This is a genomic window from Tenacibaculum sp. AWR4_210, from assembly GCF_056160945.1.
On the sequence record NZ_JBSWYF010000002.1, the window covers coordinates 386,383 to 406,137 of the forward strand.

Genomic DNA, 19,755 nt, shown 5'->3' on the forward strand with positions numbered 1-19,755 from the left:
CTAATATGGGATTAGTAACACCTAAGGAAATTGCAAAAGCAATAGGCGCTGATAAATTCGGCGTTTTTGGAATGTTTTCGGGCTGGTTGTTGATGAAGATTTTGCGCATTTCTAAAGCAAATGAGGTTTATAACAAGCACAAGCACAAAAAAGATTTAGAGTTTTTAAACGGTTTATTAAACGAATTTCAAATTGAGTTTGAAATTCCGGAAGAAGATTTAAAACGGATTCCGAAAGACGGACCTTTTATCACAATATCAAACCACCCTTTGGGAGGAATTGACGGTATTTTGTTGTTAAAACTCCTAGTGGAGCACCGTGCGGATTATAAAATTATTGCTAATTTTTTATTGCATAGAATAGAACCGCTAAAGCCGTATGTAATGCCGGTAAATCCTTTTGAAAATCACAAGGATGCCAAATCGAGCGTTGCCGGTATTAAAAATGCCTTGTTGCATTTACGCGAAGGTAAACCTTTAGGGATTTTTCCCGCTGGAGAGGTTTCAACCTATCGCGATGGTAAATTAATGGTTGACAAAGAATGGGAAGAAGGAGCGGTACGTCTTATCAAAAAGGCAAAAGTACCCGTGATACCTATCTATTTCCACGCCAAAAACAGTAAACTATTTTATTGGTTGTCACGAATCAGTGATACCATGCGTACAGCAAAGCTACCATCGGAGCTCTTATCACAAAAGAACCGCGTGATTAAAGTACGTATCGGGAAACCGATTTCGGTAAAAGACCAAGACAGTTATAAGGAAATTCCTGATTTTTACCAGTTCTTGAGAACGAAAACCTATATGTTGGCAAATCCTTATGAGAAAACGCCACAGAAGATTCTTTCTTCTCAAAATTTGAAAATTCCTAAAAAAGCCAAGAAAATCAGTTCGCAAAAATCTCCCGATTTGTTTATCAAAGAAGTAGATAAATTGCGCAAGTCTGATGCTCGTTTATTACAGAGTAAAAATTACGAGGTGTTTTTTGCCAACGCAAAGCAGATACCTAACATCCTACACGAGATTGGACGCTTGCGAGAGATTACTTTCCGTGAGGTAGGCGAAGGTACCAACCAACCCTTGGATTTGGATAAATACGACAAGTATTATTACCACATGTTTTTGTGGGACAGTGATAAACAGTGTTTAGCTGGAGCTTATCGTATGGGACTGGGTAAAGAAATTTACAAGAAGTACGGGATCAACGGTTTCTACATCCAAACCTTGTTTAGAATTGAACCGGAACTTCATCCGATGATGGAAGCCTCTGTTGAAATGGGACGTGCTTTTATTATCAAAGAGTACCAACAAAAACCTATGCCTTTATTCCTGTTGTGGAAGGGAATCGTACACGTGACGTTGCGTTACCCTGAGCATAAGTATTTGATTGGTGGGGTGAGTATTAGTAATCAGTTCTCCGAGTTTTCAAAGTCGTTGATGATTGAATTTATGAAGTCGCACTACTACGATCCGTATTTGGCGCAGTACATTCATCCTAAAAAGGAGTTTAAGGTAAAACTCAAGGACAGTGATAAGGACTTCGTATTTGACGAAACTGCTGCCGATTTACAAAAATTTGACAAGATCATCGATGAAATTGAGCCAGGAGCGTTGCGTATTCCGGTATTGATTAAAAAATACGTAAAGCAAAATGCGCGATTGGTGGCATTCAATGTCGACCCGAAGTTTAACAATGCGGTAGATGGATTGATGTATATCAAAATTGTTGACCTTCCAGAAAGCACGGTAAAACCGGTAATGGAAGAGTTTCAAGCAGAGTTAGAACGCCGAGCTGCAGAAAATGCAAAGCAAGAAAATATAGAACAATAACAAACATTCGTTTGTATAAAAAAAGCTCCATGATTTTCATGGAGCTTTTTAAGTTTATAGGATGATGCTATTAGGCGTCTTTAGTACAGCATACTTCTTCACAACTGTCTACACAAGCAGTAGCTCTGTGTTCTTCAGTTTTGTCTTGACAATCTTTTTTACACGCTTCTTTACAAGCTTGCGCAGTTTTGTCACCGTCTTTGCAACACGCTTCTTTACAGCTGTCTACACAAGCAGTGGCTTTGTGCTCTTTAGATTTGTCTTGGCAGGCCTTTTTACAAGCTTCCTTGCACGCTTCTTTTGATGCTCCTTTTTCACAACAAGCCTTTTCACAGTCACTTTGGCAAGCTGATTTAGCTAAGGCTGATGATTTATATGTTTTTCCATCTGCAATCCCGTCGATAAACGCGATGATTTCTTTTTTATCCAATTTATTTGCATCGTATTTCACGATAGCTGTGCTGTCTTCAAAAACAACTTTTGCTTCGAGAACACCTTCTTTTTTAGAAAGTTTTGAAGCGATGGTTTTTGCACATCCGATTTCACAAGTCATACCAGAGATCGCAAAATTAGCCTCTTCAACTTTGGCAGCTACTTGTTCTTTTTGAGCAGGTGTTTTAGCCTCGCTCTTCGTTTCGTTTTTACAGCCTATGCTCATCATTCCGATGATACCAGCTACGAGAAGGAATTTTTTTAAATTCATCAAATAAGTTTTTTTGGGTTATTGCAAATTTAGTAATTCGCTTGTGTATTCTAGCAGAAATAACCGATTTTTGCGCTAATAAGATGTGATTATGAGGCAACAACAGCAAAAATGGGTGTTTTTATTAGTGTTATCGCTAATTTGGGGGAGCTCGTTTATTTTAATGAAAAAGGCATTATTGGGGGTGTCAGCCATTCAATTAGGAGCGTTACGCGTGCTTATCACGGGGATATGTCTGCTCGTAATAGGCTATGCGAAGATTCGGAAAATTAATCGAATACAGTGGAAATGGGTAGCTCTCAGTGCTTTTCTGGGGACTTTTTTCCCTGCATTTTTATACGCATTTGCCATACGGCATATCGATAGTTCCATAGCATCTATCCTAAATGCTATTACGCCTTTCAATGCGCTTTGGATAGGGGCAGTAGTTTTTGGCTTTCACTTTAAAAAAGCACAAGTGCTCGGTATTCTGATCGGTTTGTTCGGAACTGTCGTGCTCATCGTTGAGGGAGCTCAAATTCATCCGAGTCAAAATTATCTCTACGCCTTATTGCCGGTGTGTGCTTCCATAGGGTACGCCTTTAATGTGAATATTATTAAGAAGCATTTGCAAGAGTTAGATGCACTTTCTATTACGGCAGGGAACTTTGCCGTGATTATGGTACCTGCTGTTGTGGTATTGTGGCAATCGGGATTTGTTCAAGAGTTTCAATGGACTCCAGAGGGGCAGTCAGCCTTGCTCTACATTACCATTTTATCGGTGATAGGGACGGGAGTGGCGAAAATTCTTTTTAATAGGTTAATCCAAATTTCATCGCCTATATTTTCTTCTTCAGTAACCTATCTTATTCCTTTGGTTGCGGTAGGATGGGGCGTGTGGGACGGCGAGCACCTAAGTTGGCTACAAGCCCTCGCGGCCGTGGTCATTTTTATTGGAGTGTACCTAGTAAACAAGAAAAAGTAATACAAAAAAAAGAGCCTTAGTACTAAGGCTCTTTTTATACATGATGTTAATTAACTATTTAAAATCGGCGTCGGTAACACCTTCATTGATTTTAATTTCTTTTGTGATAAACTCCATCTTCATTGGTCCCATAGTTTGAACCATTTTATGTGGGAATTTAATTCCATTAACCTCTTTGTAATCTCCGTATATTACTGGTACTTTGATTTCTCCTTGTGGTCCTTTTGAAGTTTTTACTTCTTTCACCTTTAAACCAGTTTTTACGTCGTAAAAGATTTCTGATTTTCCAGCGGTAATTACGTAAGCATTGCTACCGTCAACTGGCTCAATACGCACGAGTTTTCCACTGCGGTATGCATTGTCAGCAAAAGGGGCGCTGGTAGTCTGAGCTTCTTTTAAATCGTCTCCTTCTAGTGCTTTGCGTTGCCCTCTTCCTTCTTGGTATCCGGTAGTACCGTTGAATACCATTTTTTGCATTACGTTCCCCATAACAGAAACGATAGTACTCTGCTTGTTTGGCGCAGCTGATTTGATCACTAAAACTACTGGAGTTCCTTGAATAGAAGCGTTTGAAGTAGTAAGTAAAGTTTTTACTCCTGCAACTTTAGCTTTTCCACCAATAGCTTTGATATAGTTGTCAATTACTGTACCTGCGTTCATTCCGGCAGGAATAGGTAAACTCATTTTAGGTTTCTTCGTCGCGTTCGCGAACTGATCGTAATAGTTGATCTTGTACTCAGACGTTTTTTCTAAGTTCTTTAAAACATCCATTCCTTTACCAGTTACTACAATACGAGCTTTGTCACCTAAGAAATACTTGATAGCTGCGTTTTGAACGTCTTCTAAAGTTACTGCATTGATGTTCTCTAAGTACTTTTCGTAGAAGTTAGCTGGTAAATCGTAACGTGCAATGTTCAATGCAAAACGAGCAGCTGTTGCTGGCTTTTGTACATTTCTTACAAAGCTTCCGATGTATTCAGCTTTTGAGTTTTTCAACTCTTCAGCACTTACTTTTTGGAATCTGATTTTGTTGATTTCTTTTTGGATTTCAACAACAGCACTGTCAGTTACCATGTTACGAACAGCGGCACCTGCTCTAAATTTTGCAGCACCGTTTAGTTTGTCTTGTGAAATGCTTGAATACGATCCATAGGTGTATCCTTTATCCTCACGTAAATTCATAAACAAACGAGCAGTACCACCACCTCCTAAGATGTTATTAGCAAGTAATGCTGCGTAGTAATCTTTGTCACCAAGTGTTAAGTCACTCGTGTTTACAACAGCGATTTCTGACTGTACTGCATTTGGCATGTTAATAAAGTCAATCTCTGTAGTTGCTACATTTTTAGGTGTAGGAATGTTTGAGGCAGGAATAGTTCCTTTCGCCCAATCTCCAAATAACTTTTTAATTAACTTTTTAGTCGCTTTAGGATTTACATCTCCTACTACTACTAAGTACGCGTTGTTCGGACGGTAAAATGTCGAATAGTTGTTTTTTACATCCTGTAAAGTGATGTTCTTAATTGTTTCTTTGGTAACAAATTCACCGTAAGGGTGATTTTTACCGTACAACAAAGCATTTTCTACACGACGCGCAATTGCCTTGACGTTTTTCTCTTCGTTTTTAAGTCCTTCTAAGGTACGCTCGATCGATTTGTCAAACTCAGTTTGAGTAAACACAGGATCTTTAACTCCCTTTGCCATCAACTCTAAAACTTCTGGGAAGTACTTCGTCAAAGAACGGGCATAGGCACCAGAACTTCTAAACGAAACGGAAGCTCCTAGGTAATCAACGCGCTCGTTAAAAGCATCTTTAGAAATGTCAGAAGTACCATTTCCTAACAAACCACCCATGATGTCAGAAACACCGGCTTTTGATCCTTCTAATGACGGATCGTTATCGATGGTTAAAGAGGCAGATACACGCGGTAACTTGTGGTTTTCAACCATGATTACCTTTAAACCGTTAGGAAGGCTGAATTTTTGAGCTTTTCCTAATTTTACTTTTGGAGCGGGACCTGGTTTAGGTTGAACGCTTCGATCTATTTGTTGTGCGTTAACAGTAAAAGACAAGGTTACTACTGCTAATGCTGATAATATTAATTTTTTCATACTAACGTCTTACTACTGAATTATTTCTTTGATTCTGGTAAATACTCCATCACCAAACGTTGGTTCTTGTTTAAATACTTTTGGGCTACTTTTCTAATTTCTTCACGAGTAATAGAACGATAGATGTCTATTTCCGTGTTGATCAAGTTAGTATCACCGTATAATACGTTAAAACGAGCAAGTGAATTTGCAATTCCTTCAACACTTGAGTTTGAATTTACAAAGTCGTTCTCAAAGTTGTTTTGAAGTTTTTGGAAATCTTTTTCTGAAATTAAGTCTTTCTGAAGTTTTGCGATTTCCTCGTCGATTTCTTTGGTCAAATCACTTAAGGCAGTTTTACCTAATGGCAAGGCATAAATGATATACGTACCGTAATCTTCTTGACTTAAGTTAAAGGCCCCTGCTTGTAAAGCCATCTTTTTAGTATCTACGAGTTTTTTGTAGAGTACTGAACTCTTACCACTGCTTAAATACGTAGAAATCATATCGAGAACACGCGCATCTCTCGTTTTCATAGAAGGCGTTCTGTACGCTTGTACGATGGCTGGGATTTGAATGTTTGGATCGTAGGCTTTAGCCGTGAATTCGGCCGTGATCGGAGCTTCTTTAGGGAAGTTACGAACGATGTTTTCTCCTTTTGGAATTGGTCCGAAATAGGCCTTGATTAATTTTTTAGTCTCTTTGATATTAATGTCTCCTGCAACGACTAAGGTAGCGTTGTTAGGAACGTAGAACTTTTTGTTAAACGCTAAAAACTCTTCTAAAGTAGCCGCGTCTAAGTGCTCCATTTTTCCGATGGTAGTTCCTTTGTACGGGTGCTTTTTAAACATGTGTTTTTTCACGTTCTCCAAAAAGCGAGAGTAGGGTTGGTTGTCAACACGTAAACGCTTTTCTTCTTTTACCACCTCGTTTTGCGTATCCACACCTTCTTGTTTGATAATAGGGTGTAACAAACGCTCAGATTCCATCCACAACCCTAATTCTAAGTTATTCGAAGGGAATACTTCGTAATAATAGGTACGGTCATCGGTAGTATTGGCATTGTTGGTTCCTCCGTTAGAAGAAACGATTTTAAACCATTCTCCTTTTTTGATATTTTTTGTTCCTTCAAAAAGCAAGTGTTCAAAAAAGTGAGCCATTCCGGTTCTGTTAGGTTGCTCATCTTTTGCTCCAACGTGATACATTACTGATGTAGTCACTACGGGTGCCGTATTATCTTGGTGTAAGATAACATGCATTCCGTTATCTAAATCGTACTCCTCAAACTCTACTTTTTGAGCATTTACTGAAAACGTAAGTGCTACCGCAGAGGCTAGAGTCAAAACTTGTTTTTTCATTGATTACTATTTAGTTTGAATTTTTAGTCCTAGAATAGGACGCACGAACACCGTGTCTGTTACAAAAAAAGAGAAATAAATTAGTGACTAGGAGAAATAAACGGATAAATGGTTAATTTTGTGATATCTAGCTTGTAAAATGACTTGAAATTTGTATATTTGCACCCGCAATTTCTCTAAGAAGTTGTAAATGAAAGTATAAACGCAAATTAAAAAGTATGTACGCAATCGTAGAGATAGCAGGGCAGCAATTTAAAGTAGCACAAGACCAAAAAGTTTACGTTCACCGTTTACCTGAAGCAGAAGGATCAAAAGTAACTTTTGATAAAGTAATGCTTATCGAGGACAATGGAAATGTAACTATTGGCGCCCCAGCTATAGAAGGTGCAGGAGTAACTGCAAAAGTTTTAGGTCACTTAAAAGGTGATAAAGTAATCGTTTTCAAGAAGAAAAGAAGAAAAGGTTACAAAAAGAAAAACGGACATAGACAATACTTAACTGAGATTCAAATCGAGGGTATTGCTGCATCTGGAGTAAAAAAAGCAGAAGCTAAAAAAGAAGCTCCTAAAACAGAAGTAAAGGCTGAGTCTAACGACTTGAGCGCTATGACTGTTGCTGAATTAAAGGCTTTAGCTAAAGAAAGAGGTATTACTGGATACACTTCTTTAAAGAAAGCTGAATTAATTGAAGCGTTAAGTAAATAATTAACTTAAAAAACTTACAAAGATGGCTCATAAGAAAGGTGTCGGTAGTTCGAAGAACGGTCGTGAATCGGAATCGAAACGATTAGGAGTAAAGATTTTTGGAGGACAAGCAGCTATTGCTGGTAACATCATCGTTCGCCAAAGAGGAACACAACACAACCCAGGTGAAAATGTATATATGGGGAAAGACCATACATTACACGCAAGAGTTGATGGAGTTGTTCAATTCCAAAAGAAAAGAGATAACAAATCATACGTTTCTATCATCCCATTTGAGGCTTAAGAAACTATTTGATGAAGAAATAAAGTCGTACGTTCTGCGTACGGCTTTTTTTTGTCCTCGATTTAAAGCGATGAAAATCGATACAAAAAGAAAAAGCACTGTAGAACAGTGCTTTTTCGTTTAATTATCATTATTGATTAATCCCCCAATTATCAAAATGATTCCCCTTGTATATTACACTGCAAATATGGGGCGAAAATATAATTTAATAAAACCTTAATGTATAATTTGCATATCTGTATGTATAATTGGTAACTATAGTGGTATAGTAGGTTTTAGTATGAGGGTATTTGTATGAATATTAGAACATTTGGATTTTTTTTTGCGCTTTTTATAAGTTACATTTGATACAAATACGTGATTTATGTTAAAAGCTGTAATTGTTGATGATGAGCCTAAGGCGATACAAGGCCTCACTTGGGAACTGTCTAATTTTAATCATGATTTAGAAGTCATTGAAACTTTTACAGAAGCGGAGAAGGCGATTGATTATATCAATACCAATGCTTTCGATTGTTTGTTTTTGGATATTGAAATGCCTACCATGGATGGTTTTCAGTTGTTGGAGCGGTTGGAAAAGAAAGACTTTGCTATTGTTATTACTACTGCCTATAACGAGTACGCAATTAAGGCGCTCAAAAATCAGGCTATTGACTATTTGTTGAAGCCCATCGATAGCGATGACCTTGAAGAAACCATTAGCCGCATCAAAAAACACGATCGCCAGCAGAACAATACGGATAAATTTGATCAAATTCTATCGAGTTTTAATCAAAAGTTTAACCGTCGAAAAATTACTATCAGCACCGATGGTAAGTTGGTGTTTTTGGAAGAGTCAGAAATATTATTTGTCGAGTCGGACGGAAATTACTGTACGATTCACACCACCAATACCAAAAAAATTGTCATTACTAAAAAGCTAAAAGAAGTGAATACCCTATTGCCCGATGATCACTTTTTTAGAATTCACAATTCCTATATCATAAACCTAAATAAAATCAAAGAGTTTTTGAAGTCGGAAGGTTATGTGGTTCTGGAAAACGGTCATAAAATTCCTGTTTCTAGACAGAAAAAATCTGATTTTCTGGATAAATTTTAAAGTTAATGAAGCGTTTTTTTCTCTTTTTTTATGCTGTGTTTGCTGTTGTGATGACGGTACAAGCCCAGCGCTTGACTATTGACAATGCGAAAGTTTTTAACGATTTCTTTGAACGACGGGATTGGGATTATTTTGAGATACAGCGCTATTTTAGGAATTATCGATTTACCAACGAGCAAATTCAAGAATTGTACGAACGCAGCAAACGAGAGAATAATGTGCTCGGCGAAATTTATGCGCTAAACCTCTTCGGACGCGACTTCCGCAATAAAACACTGTACAAAGAATCACTGACCAATCACATCAAAGCCTTAGACCTGTGCCGTCAGTACAAGAGCTTGGAAGGGGAGGTCGTTACCTTGAATCAAATAGGAGTGGTGTATCGAAGACAGGACAAAATTCGCAGCGCCCTTAACTACCATCAGTACGCCTTGGAATTGACCAACCGTTTTGAAAAGCAAACCTTGGAAGTGAAAAAGTGCCGCAGTATTTCTGAAAATAGCATCGGGAATATTTATCTGGCGCTCAAGCAGTACAAATTAGCCTTGGACAAGTTTGAGAAAAACTTAAAAACCCAAGAAGAGCTAAAAGACAATCGCGGTATGGCCATCAACCATCAAAATATGGGATTCGCCTTTCAGCAATTGGGCGATTTGGACAATGCCCTTAAAAACTATTACGCATCACTGGCCTACAACAATCGCAATCGATCGAAAATTGGGAAGGTTATTTGTCACAACAGTATTTCTAATGTGCTTATTTCAAAAGGAGAATACGACAAAGCCTTGCAGTATATACGAGAAGTGGAAGACTTGGTCAAGCATATCGGAAATAATTATTACGTGTCAGAGGTATACAATACCTTGGGGTATTGCCAGGTAAAGAAAAATGACTTGGAAGCTGCGGAGAAAAATATCAAACGCGCCCTGGATACCGCCATCAAATACGGAGTACCTAACAATGTTAATAAGTCCTACGAATACTTGTCGGAGATGTACAAGATTAAAAACGACTATAAGCAGGCTTATGAATACTATCGCAAATCGATAGAGGGGAATAAGAAAATTTTTAACGACAGGAACATATTGTATGTGAATAACCTCATTAATAAGTACGACAATGAGGTAAAGAACAATAAGATTAAAAGTCTGGCTAAAGAGAACGAGATTACGAAGTTAAAATTGACCAGAAACAGAAATGTACTTATCATAGCCTTGGTGTCCATAGCGCTGTTTGGAGTACTGTTGTACGCGATTTACGGACAGCGTTTGTTGAGTAACGACAAAAAAATACTGATGTTGGAGCAAGAGGCGTTGCAAAGCCAAATGAATCCGCATTTCGTATTCAATGCGTTGAACTCTATTAAATTGTATATCATCAACAACGAGCAGAAGAATGCGGTGTATTACTTGAACAAGTTTTCTAAGTTAATACGGAGCATTTTAGAGTCATCGAAAACCAAGGAAGTTACTTTGGCAGATGAGTTGAAGACGATGAATTTGTATATGAGTATAGAGAATATTCGCTTTTCCAATGAAATTCATTATTTAGAAGAAGTAGATACCTCTCTAAACTTAGAGAAAGTTAAGGTACCACCACTGATTTTACAGCCCTTTTTGGAGAATGCTATCTGGCATGGGTTATCGTCTAAAAAAGGAGCGAAAAAAGTGAGTTTGTCCGTAACCAAACTCTCGGAACACTTTATTCAAATTGATATCGAAGACAACGGTATCGGTAGAGATGAGGCAATGCGTATTAAAAAAAGCAAATCGCTACAGCGAAAATCGATAGGGATTGAGCTAACGAAACAACGACTCCGTAATTTTACAGACGAATTTCAAAATAGTTTTTCGTTGGTGTATACAGATTTAATTAATCAAGAAGGTAGTCCTTGTGGTACGAGGGTGTCCTTGACAATTCCGTTGATTTAGAAGTCAAACCGAAGTTGCACCCATACCGGACTTCTCTTTTCGGTATCGAGGTTGCTAAAAGAAATTCCCAAGAGACGAACAGAGTCTTTTAAGGCGTCCTGGTAGAGTAATTCTTTGATAATTGGCATAAAGTCAGCCTTGGCATCTATAAATTGACTGAGGGTTTTGCTTCGCGTTTGCTGCGAGAAGTCACCGTACTTTATTTTCAAAGTGACGGTTTTTCCTTTGGTCTTTGATTTTTTCATGCGTTTCTCCAATTCCACGGCAATGATTTCGAGGCGTTCGAGCATGTATATTTCGGAAGAGATGTTTTCACTAAAGGTGCGCTCTGCAGCTATGGATTTTCGAATGCGATCAGGCTTTACTTCACTGTGTTGGATACCGCGAACAATGTGGTAATAGTGATTGCCCGATTTCCCGAACAGCCGAGTGAGCTCCGACAAGGTTTTTTTCTTTAAATCTAGCCCGGTAAAGATACCTAAGTTGTGCATTTTTGCGGCGGTGACTTTACCAATACCATAGAACTTGTTAACGGGAAGTGATTCTAAAAAAGGGAGTACTTCACTAGGATGAATGGTTTTTTGTCCGTTGGGCTTGTTGATGTCAGAAGCGACTTTAGCAAGAAATTTATTGATTGAAATTCCAGCAGAAGCACGAAGCTCAAGTTCCTCCCAAATACGATCTCGAATTTCCTGTGCTAGCAAACTGGCAGAAGGATTTCCTTTCTTGTTTTCTGTCACGTCTAAATACGCTTCATCAAGTGACAAGGGTTCAACGAGGTCGGTATAATCGTAAAAGATTTCTCGAATTTTGGTAGAGATTTCTTTATAGCGATCAAAGCGCGGTTTTACAAAGATAAGGGTGGGGCACTTTTGTTTGGCTAGCACTCCACTCATCGCCGACTTTACACCAAACTTTCGGGCTTCATAGCTCGCTGCGGAAACGACACCGCGTTTTTCACTGCCTCCAACAGCGAGTGGTTTGCCGCGTAGTTCAGGGAAGTCTAATTGCTCAACAGAAGCGTAAAACGCATCCATATCAACGTGAATAATTTTCTTAAACGGCCCTTGTAATTCCATAAGGTAAAAATAAAGAAATAGCCTTGGATTACGAGTAGAAGGCATAAAAAAACACCTGAGTGAAAACTCAGGTGTTTGTAAGTATTTCTATGTGTTATTTTATTTAAAGGCTCTAAAAATATCGTTACCATTGGCAAAAAGTAGGAGCGATAACAACAATACAAATCCTACGATTTGTGCGTATTCTAAGAATTTATCACTCGGTTTTTTACCGGTAATCATTTCCCAAAGCGTGAATACTACATGTCCTCCATCAAGAGCAGGAATAGGAAGTAAGTTCATAAACCCGAGCATGATTGAAAGGAAAGCCGTAATTCCCCAGAAACTCTGCCAGCTCCAACTCACAGGGAAGATGTCCATAATCGACTTGAATCCTCCGAGTCCTTTGTAGGCACCAGTACTAGGATTTACTATTTTTTTCATCTGCTTGATGTAGTTCGTCAAGGTTGTCCAAGCTTTGTTGGTACCTGCCGGAATTGCCTCAGCAAAGGTATAGGTCTTGCTCGCTAAGCTGTAGTATCCTAACTTTTCTAAGGTCTCCATGCTTACTGGAGTCCATACAACTCCGATATTTCCGCTGTTAGAAACTTTTGCAGGGATGCTTTTTGTCTCTTCACCGCGTTTGATAGTCAAGGTGATGTCTTGTCCCTTTAAGGTCTGCAATAATGGTTTTGCCTGGTCGTAATAGCGAATTGGCGTATTGTTGATTGCAGTAATTTGATCTTTTGGTTTAATATCTGCCGAACCATTGATAGAATCTTTTGCTAGGGCCTTAATCACAAACGGATAACGAGGAGTGATAAATGGACCTGCATTTTTTCCGCGGTCTACGAGTTTAGAAATGAAATCTGTAGGGATTTCACTCGTAACTACTTGTCCGTTGCGCTCAATACTGTATTGATTTCCGTTGATGAGTTCTAATGGGATTTGACCAAAGCGGTCGATCTTTTTTCCATCGATGGTTATAATTTTATCACCTGTTTTCAAGCCTAAGTCCATGGCAAGTGAATCTGTAACCCACACTCCGTCTTTGACGCTGTCATTAGGTAAAAACTTTTCACCGTACCCATACATCAAGAAAATATAGATGACGATACCTAAAATAAAGTTTACGGTAACACCTCCGAGCATGATAATCAAACGTTGCCAAGCAGGCTTTGAGCGGAATTCCCAAGGCTTTGGCTCTTCTTTCATTTGCTCTTTATCCATACTCTCGTCGATCATACCGGCAATTTTAACATAGCCTCCCAAAGGAATCCATCCGATACCATAAGTAGTTTCTCCTATTTTCTTTTTGAATAATGAGAATTTGTAATCAAAAAATAAATAGAATTTTTCAACTTTGGTTTTAAATAATTTCGCTGGGATAAAGTGTCCTAATTCATGCAATACGATAAGGAACGACAAGCTTAAAATAAATTGTGATGCTCTTATTAAAATTTCCATAAATGGTTTTTTCTTCTTTTAAATCTGACAAATGTACGTTTTTAAAAAGAGTTCTAAAAGTTTGAGAGAAACTCAGTTTTTTGATTTAACAAACTTTTTACGTCTCTGCGATTAGTACCGTGATTTTAGTCGTATTTTTGTATAAAAATAAAGATATGGATTTAAAGTTTTTTAAGAAGTCAAAGCGCACATTTATCTTCTTGATTCTTTTTTCAGTAATCGGATTGCCTGTATTCTATCATTTGGTAAAGGTAGATCCTAAGTTAAAAGTTTACAATCCAGCAGATATCAACCCTAAATTGGTAGATGAATCGGTTCGTTATAAAACCAAGAACCACCGCGTAGCGGATTTTGAATTGCGCAATCAAAACGGAGAGCGCATTACCCAAGAAGATTATAAGGATAAAATTTACGTGGCTGACTTTTTCTTTACGAGCTGTCAAACCATTTGTATCATTATGGCGTCGAACATGACGGTCTTACAAGACCATTACAAGGATGATGACGAAGTGATGTTTTTGTCGCATTCCGTAACTCCAACCATGGACAGTATTCCCGTTTTGAAGGCCTATGCGGCCAGAAAAGGAGTTATCGACGGTAAGTGGAATGTTACGACAGGTGATAAAAAGCACATTTACAACCTGGCGCGTAAAAGTTACTTTGCTGTTTTAGATGAAGGAACCGGAGATGAAAATGATTTTATCCACACAGAAAACTTTGTTTTGATCGATAAAGAACGTAGAATACGAGGTATTTACGATGGAACAAAGGTGGAGAATATGCAGAAAATTATTGACGATATCAGTTTGTTAAAAGAAGAGTATAAAAAGTAGTCGACTACTTTTTATTCCCCTCTTCATCAAAATTTTTACTGAGTTCTTGTTCTGTTTTTACAACAGAAGCGCCTAAGGTGAGTAGCATTAATCCCATAGGTTGCCATGAAATTTCAAATTGTAAGGCCGCCAAAATTAAGGCCGCAACAAGTGTGATACTCGCGTAGCGAACAAATTGTTGTCCGAAAACAGCATTGGCAAAATGCCAAATTTTTTCGTTTTTGGTAGTTTTTGGAGTTCGGTAACCGTAAAAGGTATTTACTTTCTTAGGTGGATAGTAGTAGAAAATAACACTTAAGATAAATAAAAGCCCGTTAATTGAGGCTACGTAGTAATACGAGTTCATATATTAGTTTTTTATTGATGCTATAACAGCGCTCAAAAATACATTAATATCCGCGTTTTTTGTCAATCCCATACGAACAATTACCAAATCTTGTTCTGGTAAAATAAATACGTTTTGTCCTTGGTACCCATTAAAAGAATACATGGATTTCGGAACGTCAGGATAGCGTTTTCCCGCGTTGAGCCATATTTGAGCTCCGTACCAACCATCAGAAGTAGGAGTGGGTGTAGTCGCGTACTTTACCCAGTCTTCGGTAAATAATTCTTCGTTATTCCAACAACCGTTGTGTAGGTATAGCAGTCCTAATTTCGCCCAATCTCTCGGCGTTGCCCAAGCATAAGACGACCCGACGTAGTTTCCGCTCATGTCCGTTTCAATGAGCATGGAGTTCATACCAATTTTATCGATGAGCTCACGATACCAAAAATCTAAGTATTCTTGGTGAGAGGCAAACTGTTGTCGTAGAATTCCAGAGAGTAGATTGGTTGTCCCCGATGAGTAATTCCAGGTGGCATTAGGAGTGCCTACTAAAGGTTTTGTAATTTGAGTCTGGGTCATGTCTTCTTCCAAAAAAAGCATTTTAGTAACGTCAGAAATCGTATTGTAGTCCTCTACCCATTCGAGTCCAGAGTTCATTTGGAGTAGGTTGTGAATGGTGATCTTTTTTCGTTCATCATTTTTCCAAGCTTCGATAGGAGCCGGTGCGTGTACATCTATACCTCCTTGTGTTTGAAGTATCCCAAACATGGTTGAGGTAATACTCTTGGTCATTGACCAACCTAGCAGTTTGGAATCTTTTGTAATTGGAGCGCTGTACTTTTCATAGAGCAATTGGTCTTTGTGAAGAATTACCAAAGCCCTGGTTTTATTTTTGGGGGCAAACAAACTGTCAACCGCAACCTGCAATTTTGCGTAGTCCACATGGCTAAAGGTAGTATCAACAGCGGCACCTTTACCAAAAGGATACGGAGCGAGGTTTGCGTTGGGGTATCTGTTCGGAACCGCATACGGAGTGGCTGGGTCAAAGTCGTCGTTTACCAATACAGCACCTAATCCGGGGCGGTATACTGCTTTTCTGGTGAGAAGCCCATATACAGAGCCTTTGGCCCATTGCTCATCGCGATTGATTTTATCGGTGGTTAAATTAATCGGTGAAAAATTATTGTCCGTACTATCGGTAAAAGCCAAGCTGCGTTCTCCTACAAAAACGGAAGATGCCGTATTCTTAGCAGAATAGCCTGCCAGAATGTTTAACTTGGGGTAGTTGAGGTATACAACGACGATGATGAGGGCTAGCACTACCCATAAAGCTCTTTTTAAAATTTTCATTATCAGTGTTTTTAACAAATGTAATAATTTAATCGATTGTTGGCTATTTAAAATTGCATGCCGTACCTTTGTATAAATTAGAGGATTTATGTTAGATATCACTAAAATTAGAGCTGATTTTCCAATACTTAACAGAGAAGTTCACGGAAAACCTTTAGTATATTTTGATAACGGAGCGACGTCACAAACACCACAGGTGGTTATCGATACCATTGTGGATTACTATACTACTTACAACGCCAATATTCACCGAGGGGTGCATACCTTGAGTCAAGAAGCAACGGACAAATACGAAGAAGCCAGACTCAAAGTACAAAAGCACTTTAATGCTAAAAAGGCCTACGAGATTATTTTAACGGCAGGAACAACCCACAGTATCAATATTGTGGCTTCAGGATTTGCAGCGCTTTTAAAAGAGGGCGATGAAGTGATCGTTTCGGCTTTGGAGCATCATTCGAATATTGTTCCTTGGCAAATGCTCTGTGAGAAAACAGGTGCTGTTTTAAAGGTCATTCCTATGGATGAGCAGGGAGCTTTGCGAATGGATGTATTCCACGAACTGTTGAACCCTAAAACAAAACTAGTTTTTTGTAATCACGTATCAAATGCTTTAGGAACTATCAATCCTATCGAAGAACTCATCCATGCGGCTCATAAATTTGGGGCTTATGTCCTCATTGACGGAGCACAGGCTTGTCCGCATATCAAGCCCGATGTACAGGCGTTGGATGTTGATTTTTACGTGGCTTCTGCCCATAAAATGTGTGGTCCTACGGGCGTGGGAATGTTGTATGGTAAAGAGGAGTTACTCAATATGCTACCTCCGTATCAAGGTGGAGGAGAGATGATTGAGACGGTTACTTTTGAAAAGACGACCTATGCTGGATTGCCTCATAAATTTGAAGCAGGAACTCCTAATATTTGTGGAGGAATCGCTTTTGGTGCTGCTATTGATTATATGAATGAGGTAGGTTTTGAGGGAATTGCAGCCCAAGAAACAGCACTGCTCGACTACGGAACCAAAGCATTGGAAGAGATCGATGGATTAACAATCTACGGAACTAGCCATAAAACTTCTGTGATTTCCTTTAATATTGAAGGGATACACCCCTATGATATTGGGGCGATCTTAGACAAGCTTGGAGTGGCTGTAAGAACAGGACATCACTGTGCTCAACCTATTATGGATTTCTTTGGCATTCCAGGAACGGTAAGGGCATCTTTTTCATTTTACAATACCACAGAAGAAATAGACGTGTTGGTAGCCGCGGTTAAAAAGGCAAAGATGATGTTGTCATAATTACCTCGTTTTTATGTACTTTTGAGGCATGAAAAAGAGTTTAGGCTATCAAACAACCATCGATTATTACGACTGTGATGCCGGAGTAATCAACTCGGTAGACACTGTCAGAGCAATATTAGTAAAGGCGGCAGAAATTATGAAATTATCTGTCGTCAATACTACCATCCACGAATTTTCCCCCATCGGTATTAGTGGGGTTTTGGTGATTGAGGAAAGTCATATTGCCATCCATACTTGGCCAGAACACAACTACGTGGCCTTGGATTTCTTTACCTGTAATGAGCGCTATGATTTGACAGAGGGCATCAAGTGGATCCAAGAAAAGTTTAAAGCAAAAAAATATAGAACACAATCCAGTCAACGCGGATTTTTAGACGAAATAAACGAGGATGAAAGTGCTTAAAAACAAATTAGCCTTGTTGGTTGATGACGAACAGGGAACCATGCGGGGAACTGCATTTTTCGAGTATTTTATTTCAGCACTGATCGTCGCCAATATGGTTGCCATCGTACTGGAGTCATACGAGGAAATTATGCCCGTTTACGGAGATTGGCTCATGAATTTTGAGCTTTTTTCGATAGGAGTATTTACAGTGGAATACCTCATTAGAATTTGGGTTTCCGACGAGCGACATCCAGAACTTCCCGCCTGGAAAGCGCGCTGGAAGTACATGACTTCCTTTTTAGGATTGGTCGACTTGTTGGCAATACTACCCTTCTATTTGCCTTATTTGCTGCTCATGGATTTGAGAATTTTAAGGAGTTTACGCCTGTTTAGGTTGATACGCTTATTAAAATTAAATCGTTATTTTACCTCTCTGAGGCTCATTAGAAACGTAATTTTAAAAACAAAAAATGAGATTGCCGTTACCGTATTTTTAGTCTTTATCTTATTGGTATTGGCTTCTACCTTGATGTATAACATCGAAAAACAAGCACAACCCGAGGCCTTTAAAAACATTGGTGAGTCGATGTGGTGGGCCGTGGCAACACTGACAACTGTAGGGTATGGTGACGTGTATCCCATAACGGGCTTAGGTAAATTACTGAGTGCCTTTATCGCGCTCTTAGGAATTGGTATAGTGGCCCTTCCGACAGGGATTATTAGCTCTGCTTATATGGAAGAATTTAGAGAATTGAAAGGGAAAACTACCAGCTGTAGTTGTCCTCATTGTGGAAAAGAATTATAAAAGTAAAAAATTATGTTTGGAAAATCGACAACAGAACCCTTAGAGCGCTTGCGTGTAGGGTGTAAATTTGAAGTTTATGGAACTGACTGGGAAATCGTAGCTATTGGAGAATACGATTGGAAAATGGACGGTTCGTCTGTAGAGTATACCTTGAGCTCAAAAGGTAAAGAGGCCTATTTAGAGGTAGAAATTTACAAAGGGGCGTACGAAGTGTATTTCAGTAAGGCAATTAGCATGGATCAGGGTGATATAGAAGAAGGTCTGGAACGAGAAGAACTGTACTTCAACGGTAAAACCTACGAATTGGACGAGGTATACGAAGGGGATTTTAGAAATTTAACAGCCCGCTCGGCTCGGGAAAATTTAAAGTGTTTTCAGTTTTATAAAGGCGATGAATTTGTGACGGTTGAATTGTGGAGTGATGGAAGTTTTGAAACGTTTTTAGGGGAGGAAATTAAAGCAAAAAAAATTAAAAATTTACGTTATGAATAAGTATCGTTTACTCCTGCTAGGAATAGCAGTGGCATTGGTGAGTTGTGGTGATAACTTAAAAACGGCTAAAAAGGTTTCTGAAGAGCCTATTGAACAGCTGATCCGAAAGTTTAAATGGAACGATTTTTCTGTCGTTTTAGACGATATGAAAATTGGAGAAAATCCGGAATACCTCTTGTATCAGCACAAGTATAAGGTGTTGAGTATGGAGAAAGATTCACTCCATGTATACAAGCAACCTTGGCGTGTGGTGAACAAAGAATTCTTTAAAAAACACGAGAATGACTTGGGAATGGAAATCTACTCGAAACACGACGGAAAGGTGTCGCGAATAGCGAAGCCTGTTGGGTTCGGATGGGCCATTGGAAACGAAAAACACGGAGAGTGGGTAACACAGAAAGATTCAACTAAGACCGCTGCTGGTTCTCATTCAAGTAACCGCGTATGGCGATCGCATTCGATGAGTCCGTTTTTTTGGTATTGGTTAGGTTCGCGTAACAGAGGTCCTGTATATAGTAATGGTTTCAACGCTTACCAAAGAAATGCAAGTGAAGGAAGAAGTTATTACGGACCAAATGCTTCGAGCGGTACCTATGCCTATGGTACGCGTAGTAGTTATGAACGAAAAAACCGTTCTAATTTCTTTACGAGAAAAATGCAGGATATGAATAGGTGGAATGGTTCTGTTAGAAGAAAAAGCAGAACGTCGAGTAGTTCATCGAGATTCTCAAACGGGTCTTCAACGCGTTCGCGATCAGGAGGATTTGGAAAATAA

The 19,755-nt window shown here is 38.9% G+C and carries 19 protein-coding genes; 12 read left to right on the forward strand and 7 right to left on the reverse strand.

Features of this window, described 5'->3' with window-relative positions:
* The first annotated feature begins 5 nt into the window (after positions 1-5).
* Complete coding sequence (locus ACXAG7_RS05110; protein WP_408042120.1) at positions 6-1,829, forward strand: GNAT family N-acyltransferase; 1,824 nt, start codon at positions 6-8, stop codon at positions 1,827-1,829.
* A gap of 70 nt (positions 1,830-1,899) precedes the next feature.
* Here the strand turns inward: ACXAG7_RS05110 and ACXAG7_RS05115 are convergent, their stop codons facing one another.
* On the reverse strand, positions 1,900-2,532 hold the full coding sequence (locus ACXAG7_RS05115) for a cation transporter (RefSeq protein ID WP_476666178.1): 633 nt from the start codon (positions 2,530-2,532) through the stop codon (positions 1,900-1,902).
* Positions 2,533-2,623: 91 nt separating this feature from the next.
* Here ACXAG7_RS05115 and ACXAG7_RS05120 point away from each other — a divergent pair, with 91 nt between their 5' ends.
* Positions 2,624-3,496, forward strand: a complete 873-nt coding sequence (locus ACXAG7_RS05120; protein WP_476666179.1) for a DMT family transporter — start codon at positions 2,624-2,626, stop codon at positions 3,494-3,496.
* Between the two features lie 54 nt (positions 3,497-3,550).
* On the opposite strand, the gene ACXAG7_RS05125 is transcribed toward ACXAG7_RS05120, so the two are convergent.
* Both ACXAG7_RS05125 and ACXAG7_RS05130 read right to left on the reverse strand, forming a co-directional pair.
* The gene (locus tag ACXAG7_RS05125; RefSeq protein WP_476666180.1) at positions 3,551-5,608 is read right to left on the reverse strand and encodes an insulinase family protein; all 2,058 of its coding nucleotides are present in this window, start codon (positions 5,606-5,608) and stop codon (positions 3,551-3,553) included.
* A gap of 20 nt (positions 5,609-5,628) precedes the next feature.
* Complete coding sequence (locus tag ACXAG7_RS05130) at positions 5,629-6,945, reverse strand: M16 family metallopeptidase (protein ID WP_408042124.1); 1,317 nt, start codon at positions 6,943-6,945, stop codon at positions 5,629-5,631.
* 218 nt (positions 6,946-7,163) lie between these two features.
* Between ACXAG7_RS05130 and rplU the strand changes: the two genes are divergently transcribed.
* The 4 genes from rplU (at position 7,164) to ACXAG7_RS05150 (ending at position 10,962) form a co-directional block, all read left to right on the forward strand.
* Positions 7,164-7,649, forward strand: coding sequence for a 50S ribosomal protein L21 (gene rplU / locus ACXAG7_RS05135; protein WP_408042125.1), 486 nt, complete (start codon positions 7,164-7,166; stop codon positions 7,647-7,649).
* A 22-nt stretch (positions 7,650-7,671) separates the two neighbouring features.
* Complete coding sequence (gene rpmA / locus ACXAG7_RS05140; RefSeq protein WP_408042126.1) at positions 7,672-7,932, forward strand: 50S ribosomal protein L27; 261 nt, start codon at positions 7,672-7,674, stop codon at positions 7,930-7,932.
* A 364-nt stretch (positions 7,933-8,296) separates the two neighbouring features.
* Entirely contained in the window at positions 8,297-9,031 is a 735-nt protein-coding gene (locus ACXAG7_RS05145; RefSeq protein ID WP_476666181.1) for a LytR/AlgR family response regulator transcription factor, read from the forward strand.
* Positions 9,032-9,036: 5 nt separating this feature from the next.
* Positions 9,037-10,962 carry a tetratricopeptide repeat protein gene (locus ACXAG7_RS05150; RefSeq protein ID WP_408042128.1) on the forward strand — a complete coding sequence of 642 codons (1,926 nt, stop codon included), beginning with the start codon at positions 9,037-9,039 and terminating at the stop codon, positions 10,960-10,962.
* On the opposite strand, the gene dinB is transcribed toward ACXAG7_RS05150, so the two are convergent.
* Positions 10,959-12,041: a DNA polymerase IV gene (dinB, locus tag ACXAG7_RS05155; protein WP_476666182.1), complete on the reverse strand. Its 1,083-nt coding sequence runs from the start codon at positions 12,039-12,041 to the stop codon at positions 10,959-10,961. The two genes, ACXAG7_RS05150 and dinB, sit on opposite strands and share 4 nt — an antisense overlap.
* Positions 12,042-12,140: 99 nt before the next feature.
* Positions 12,141-13,487 carry an RIP metalloprotease RseP gene (gene rseP, locus ACXAG7_RS05160; protein WP_408042130.1) on the reverse strand — a complete coding sequence of 449 codons (1,347 nt, stop codon included), beginning with the start codon at positions 13,485-13,487 and terminating at the stop codon, positions 12,141-12,143.
* Positions 13,488-13,642: 155 nt separating this feature from the next.
* Here rseP and ACXAG7_RS05165 point away from each other — a divergent pair, with 155 nt between their 5' ends.
* Positions 13,643-14,320 carry an SCO family protein gene (locus tag ACXAG7_RS05165; RefSeq protein ID WP_408042131.1) on the forward strand — a complete coding sequence of 226 codons (678 nt, stop codon included), beginning with the start codon at positions 13,643-13,645 and terminating at the stop codon, positions 14,318-14,320.
* 4 nt (positions 14,321-14,324) lie between these two features.
* Here the strand turns inward: ACXAG7_RS05165 and ACXAG7_RS05170 are convergent, their stop codons facing one another.
* A complete protein-coding gene (locus ACXAG7_RS05170) occupies positions 14,325-14,666 on the reverse strand; it encodes an SdpI family protein (RefSeq protein WP_408042132.1) in 342 nt (113 codons plus the stop codon).
* Positions 14,667-14,669: 3 nt separating this feature from the next.
* A complete protein-coding gene (locus tag ACXAG7_RS05175) occupies positions 14,670-15,995 on the reverse strand; it encodes a serine hydrolase domain-containing protein (protein WP_476666183.1) in 1,326 nt (441 codons plus the stop codon).
* Positions 15,996-16,083: 88 nt separating this feature from the next.
* Here ACXAG7_RS05175 and ACXAG7_RS05180 point away from each other — a divergent pair, with 88 nt between their 5' ends.
* The 5 genes from ACXAG7_RS05180 to ACXAG7_RS05200 are packed head-to-tail and all read left to right on the forward strand — an operon-like array spanning position 16,084 to position 19,755.
* Positions 16,084-17,295, forward strand: coding sequence for an aminotransferase class V-fold PLP-dependent enzyme (locus ACXAG7_RS05180; RefSeq protein WP_408042134.1), 1,212 nt, complete (start codon positions 16,084-16,086; stop codon positions 17,293-17,295).
* A gap of 28 nt (positions 17,296-17,323) precedes the next feature.
* Positions 17,324-17,701 carry an adenosylmethionine decarboxylase gene (gene speD, locus ACXAG7_RS05185; RefSeq protein WP_408042135.1) on the forward strand — a complete coding sequence of 126 codons (378 nt, stop codon included), beginning with the start codon at positions 17,324-17,326 and terminating at the stop codon, positions 17,699-17,701.
* The gene (locus ACXAG7_RS05190; protein WP_408042136.1) at positions 17,688-18,488 is read left to right on the forward strand and encodes an ion transporter; all 801 of its coding nucleotides are present in this window, start codon (positions 17,688-17,690) and stop codon (positions 18,486-18,488) included. The genes speD and ACXAG7_RS05190 overlap by 14 nt, the downstream gene beginning before the upstream one ends.
* A gap of 12 nt (positions 18,489-18,500) precedes the next feature.
* Positions 18,501-18,980: a DUF4178 domain-containing protein gene (locus ACXAG7_RS05195; RefSeq protein ID WP_408042137.1), complete on the forward strand. Its 480-nt coding sequence runs from the start codon at positions 18,501-18,503 to the stop codon at positions 18,978-18,980.
* Positions 18,973-19,755: a hypothetical protein gene (locus tag ACXAG7_RS05200; protein ID WP_476666184.1), complete on the forward strand. Its 783-nt coding sequence runs from the start codon at positions 18,973-18,975 to the stop codon at positions 19,753-19,755. Before ACXAG7_RS05195 ends, ACXAG7_RS05200 begins: the two co-directional genes overlap by 8 nt.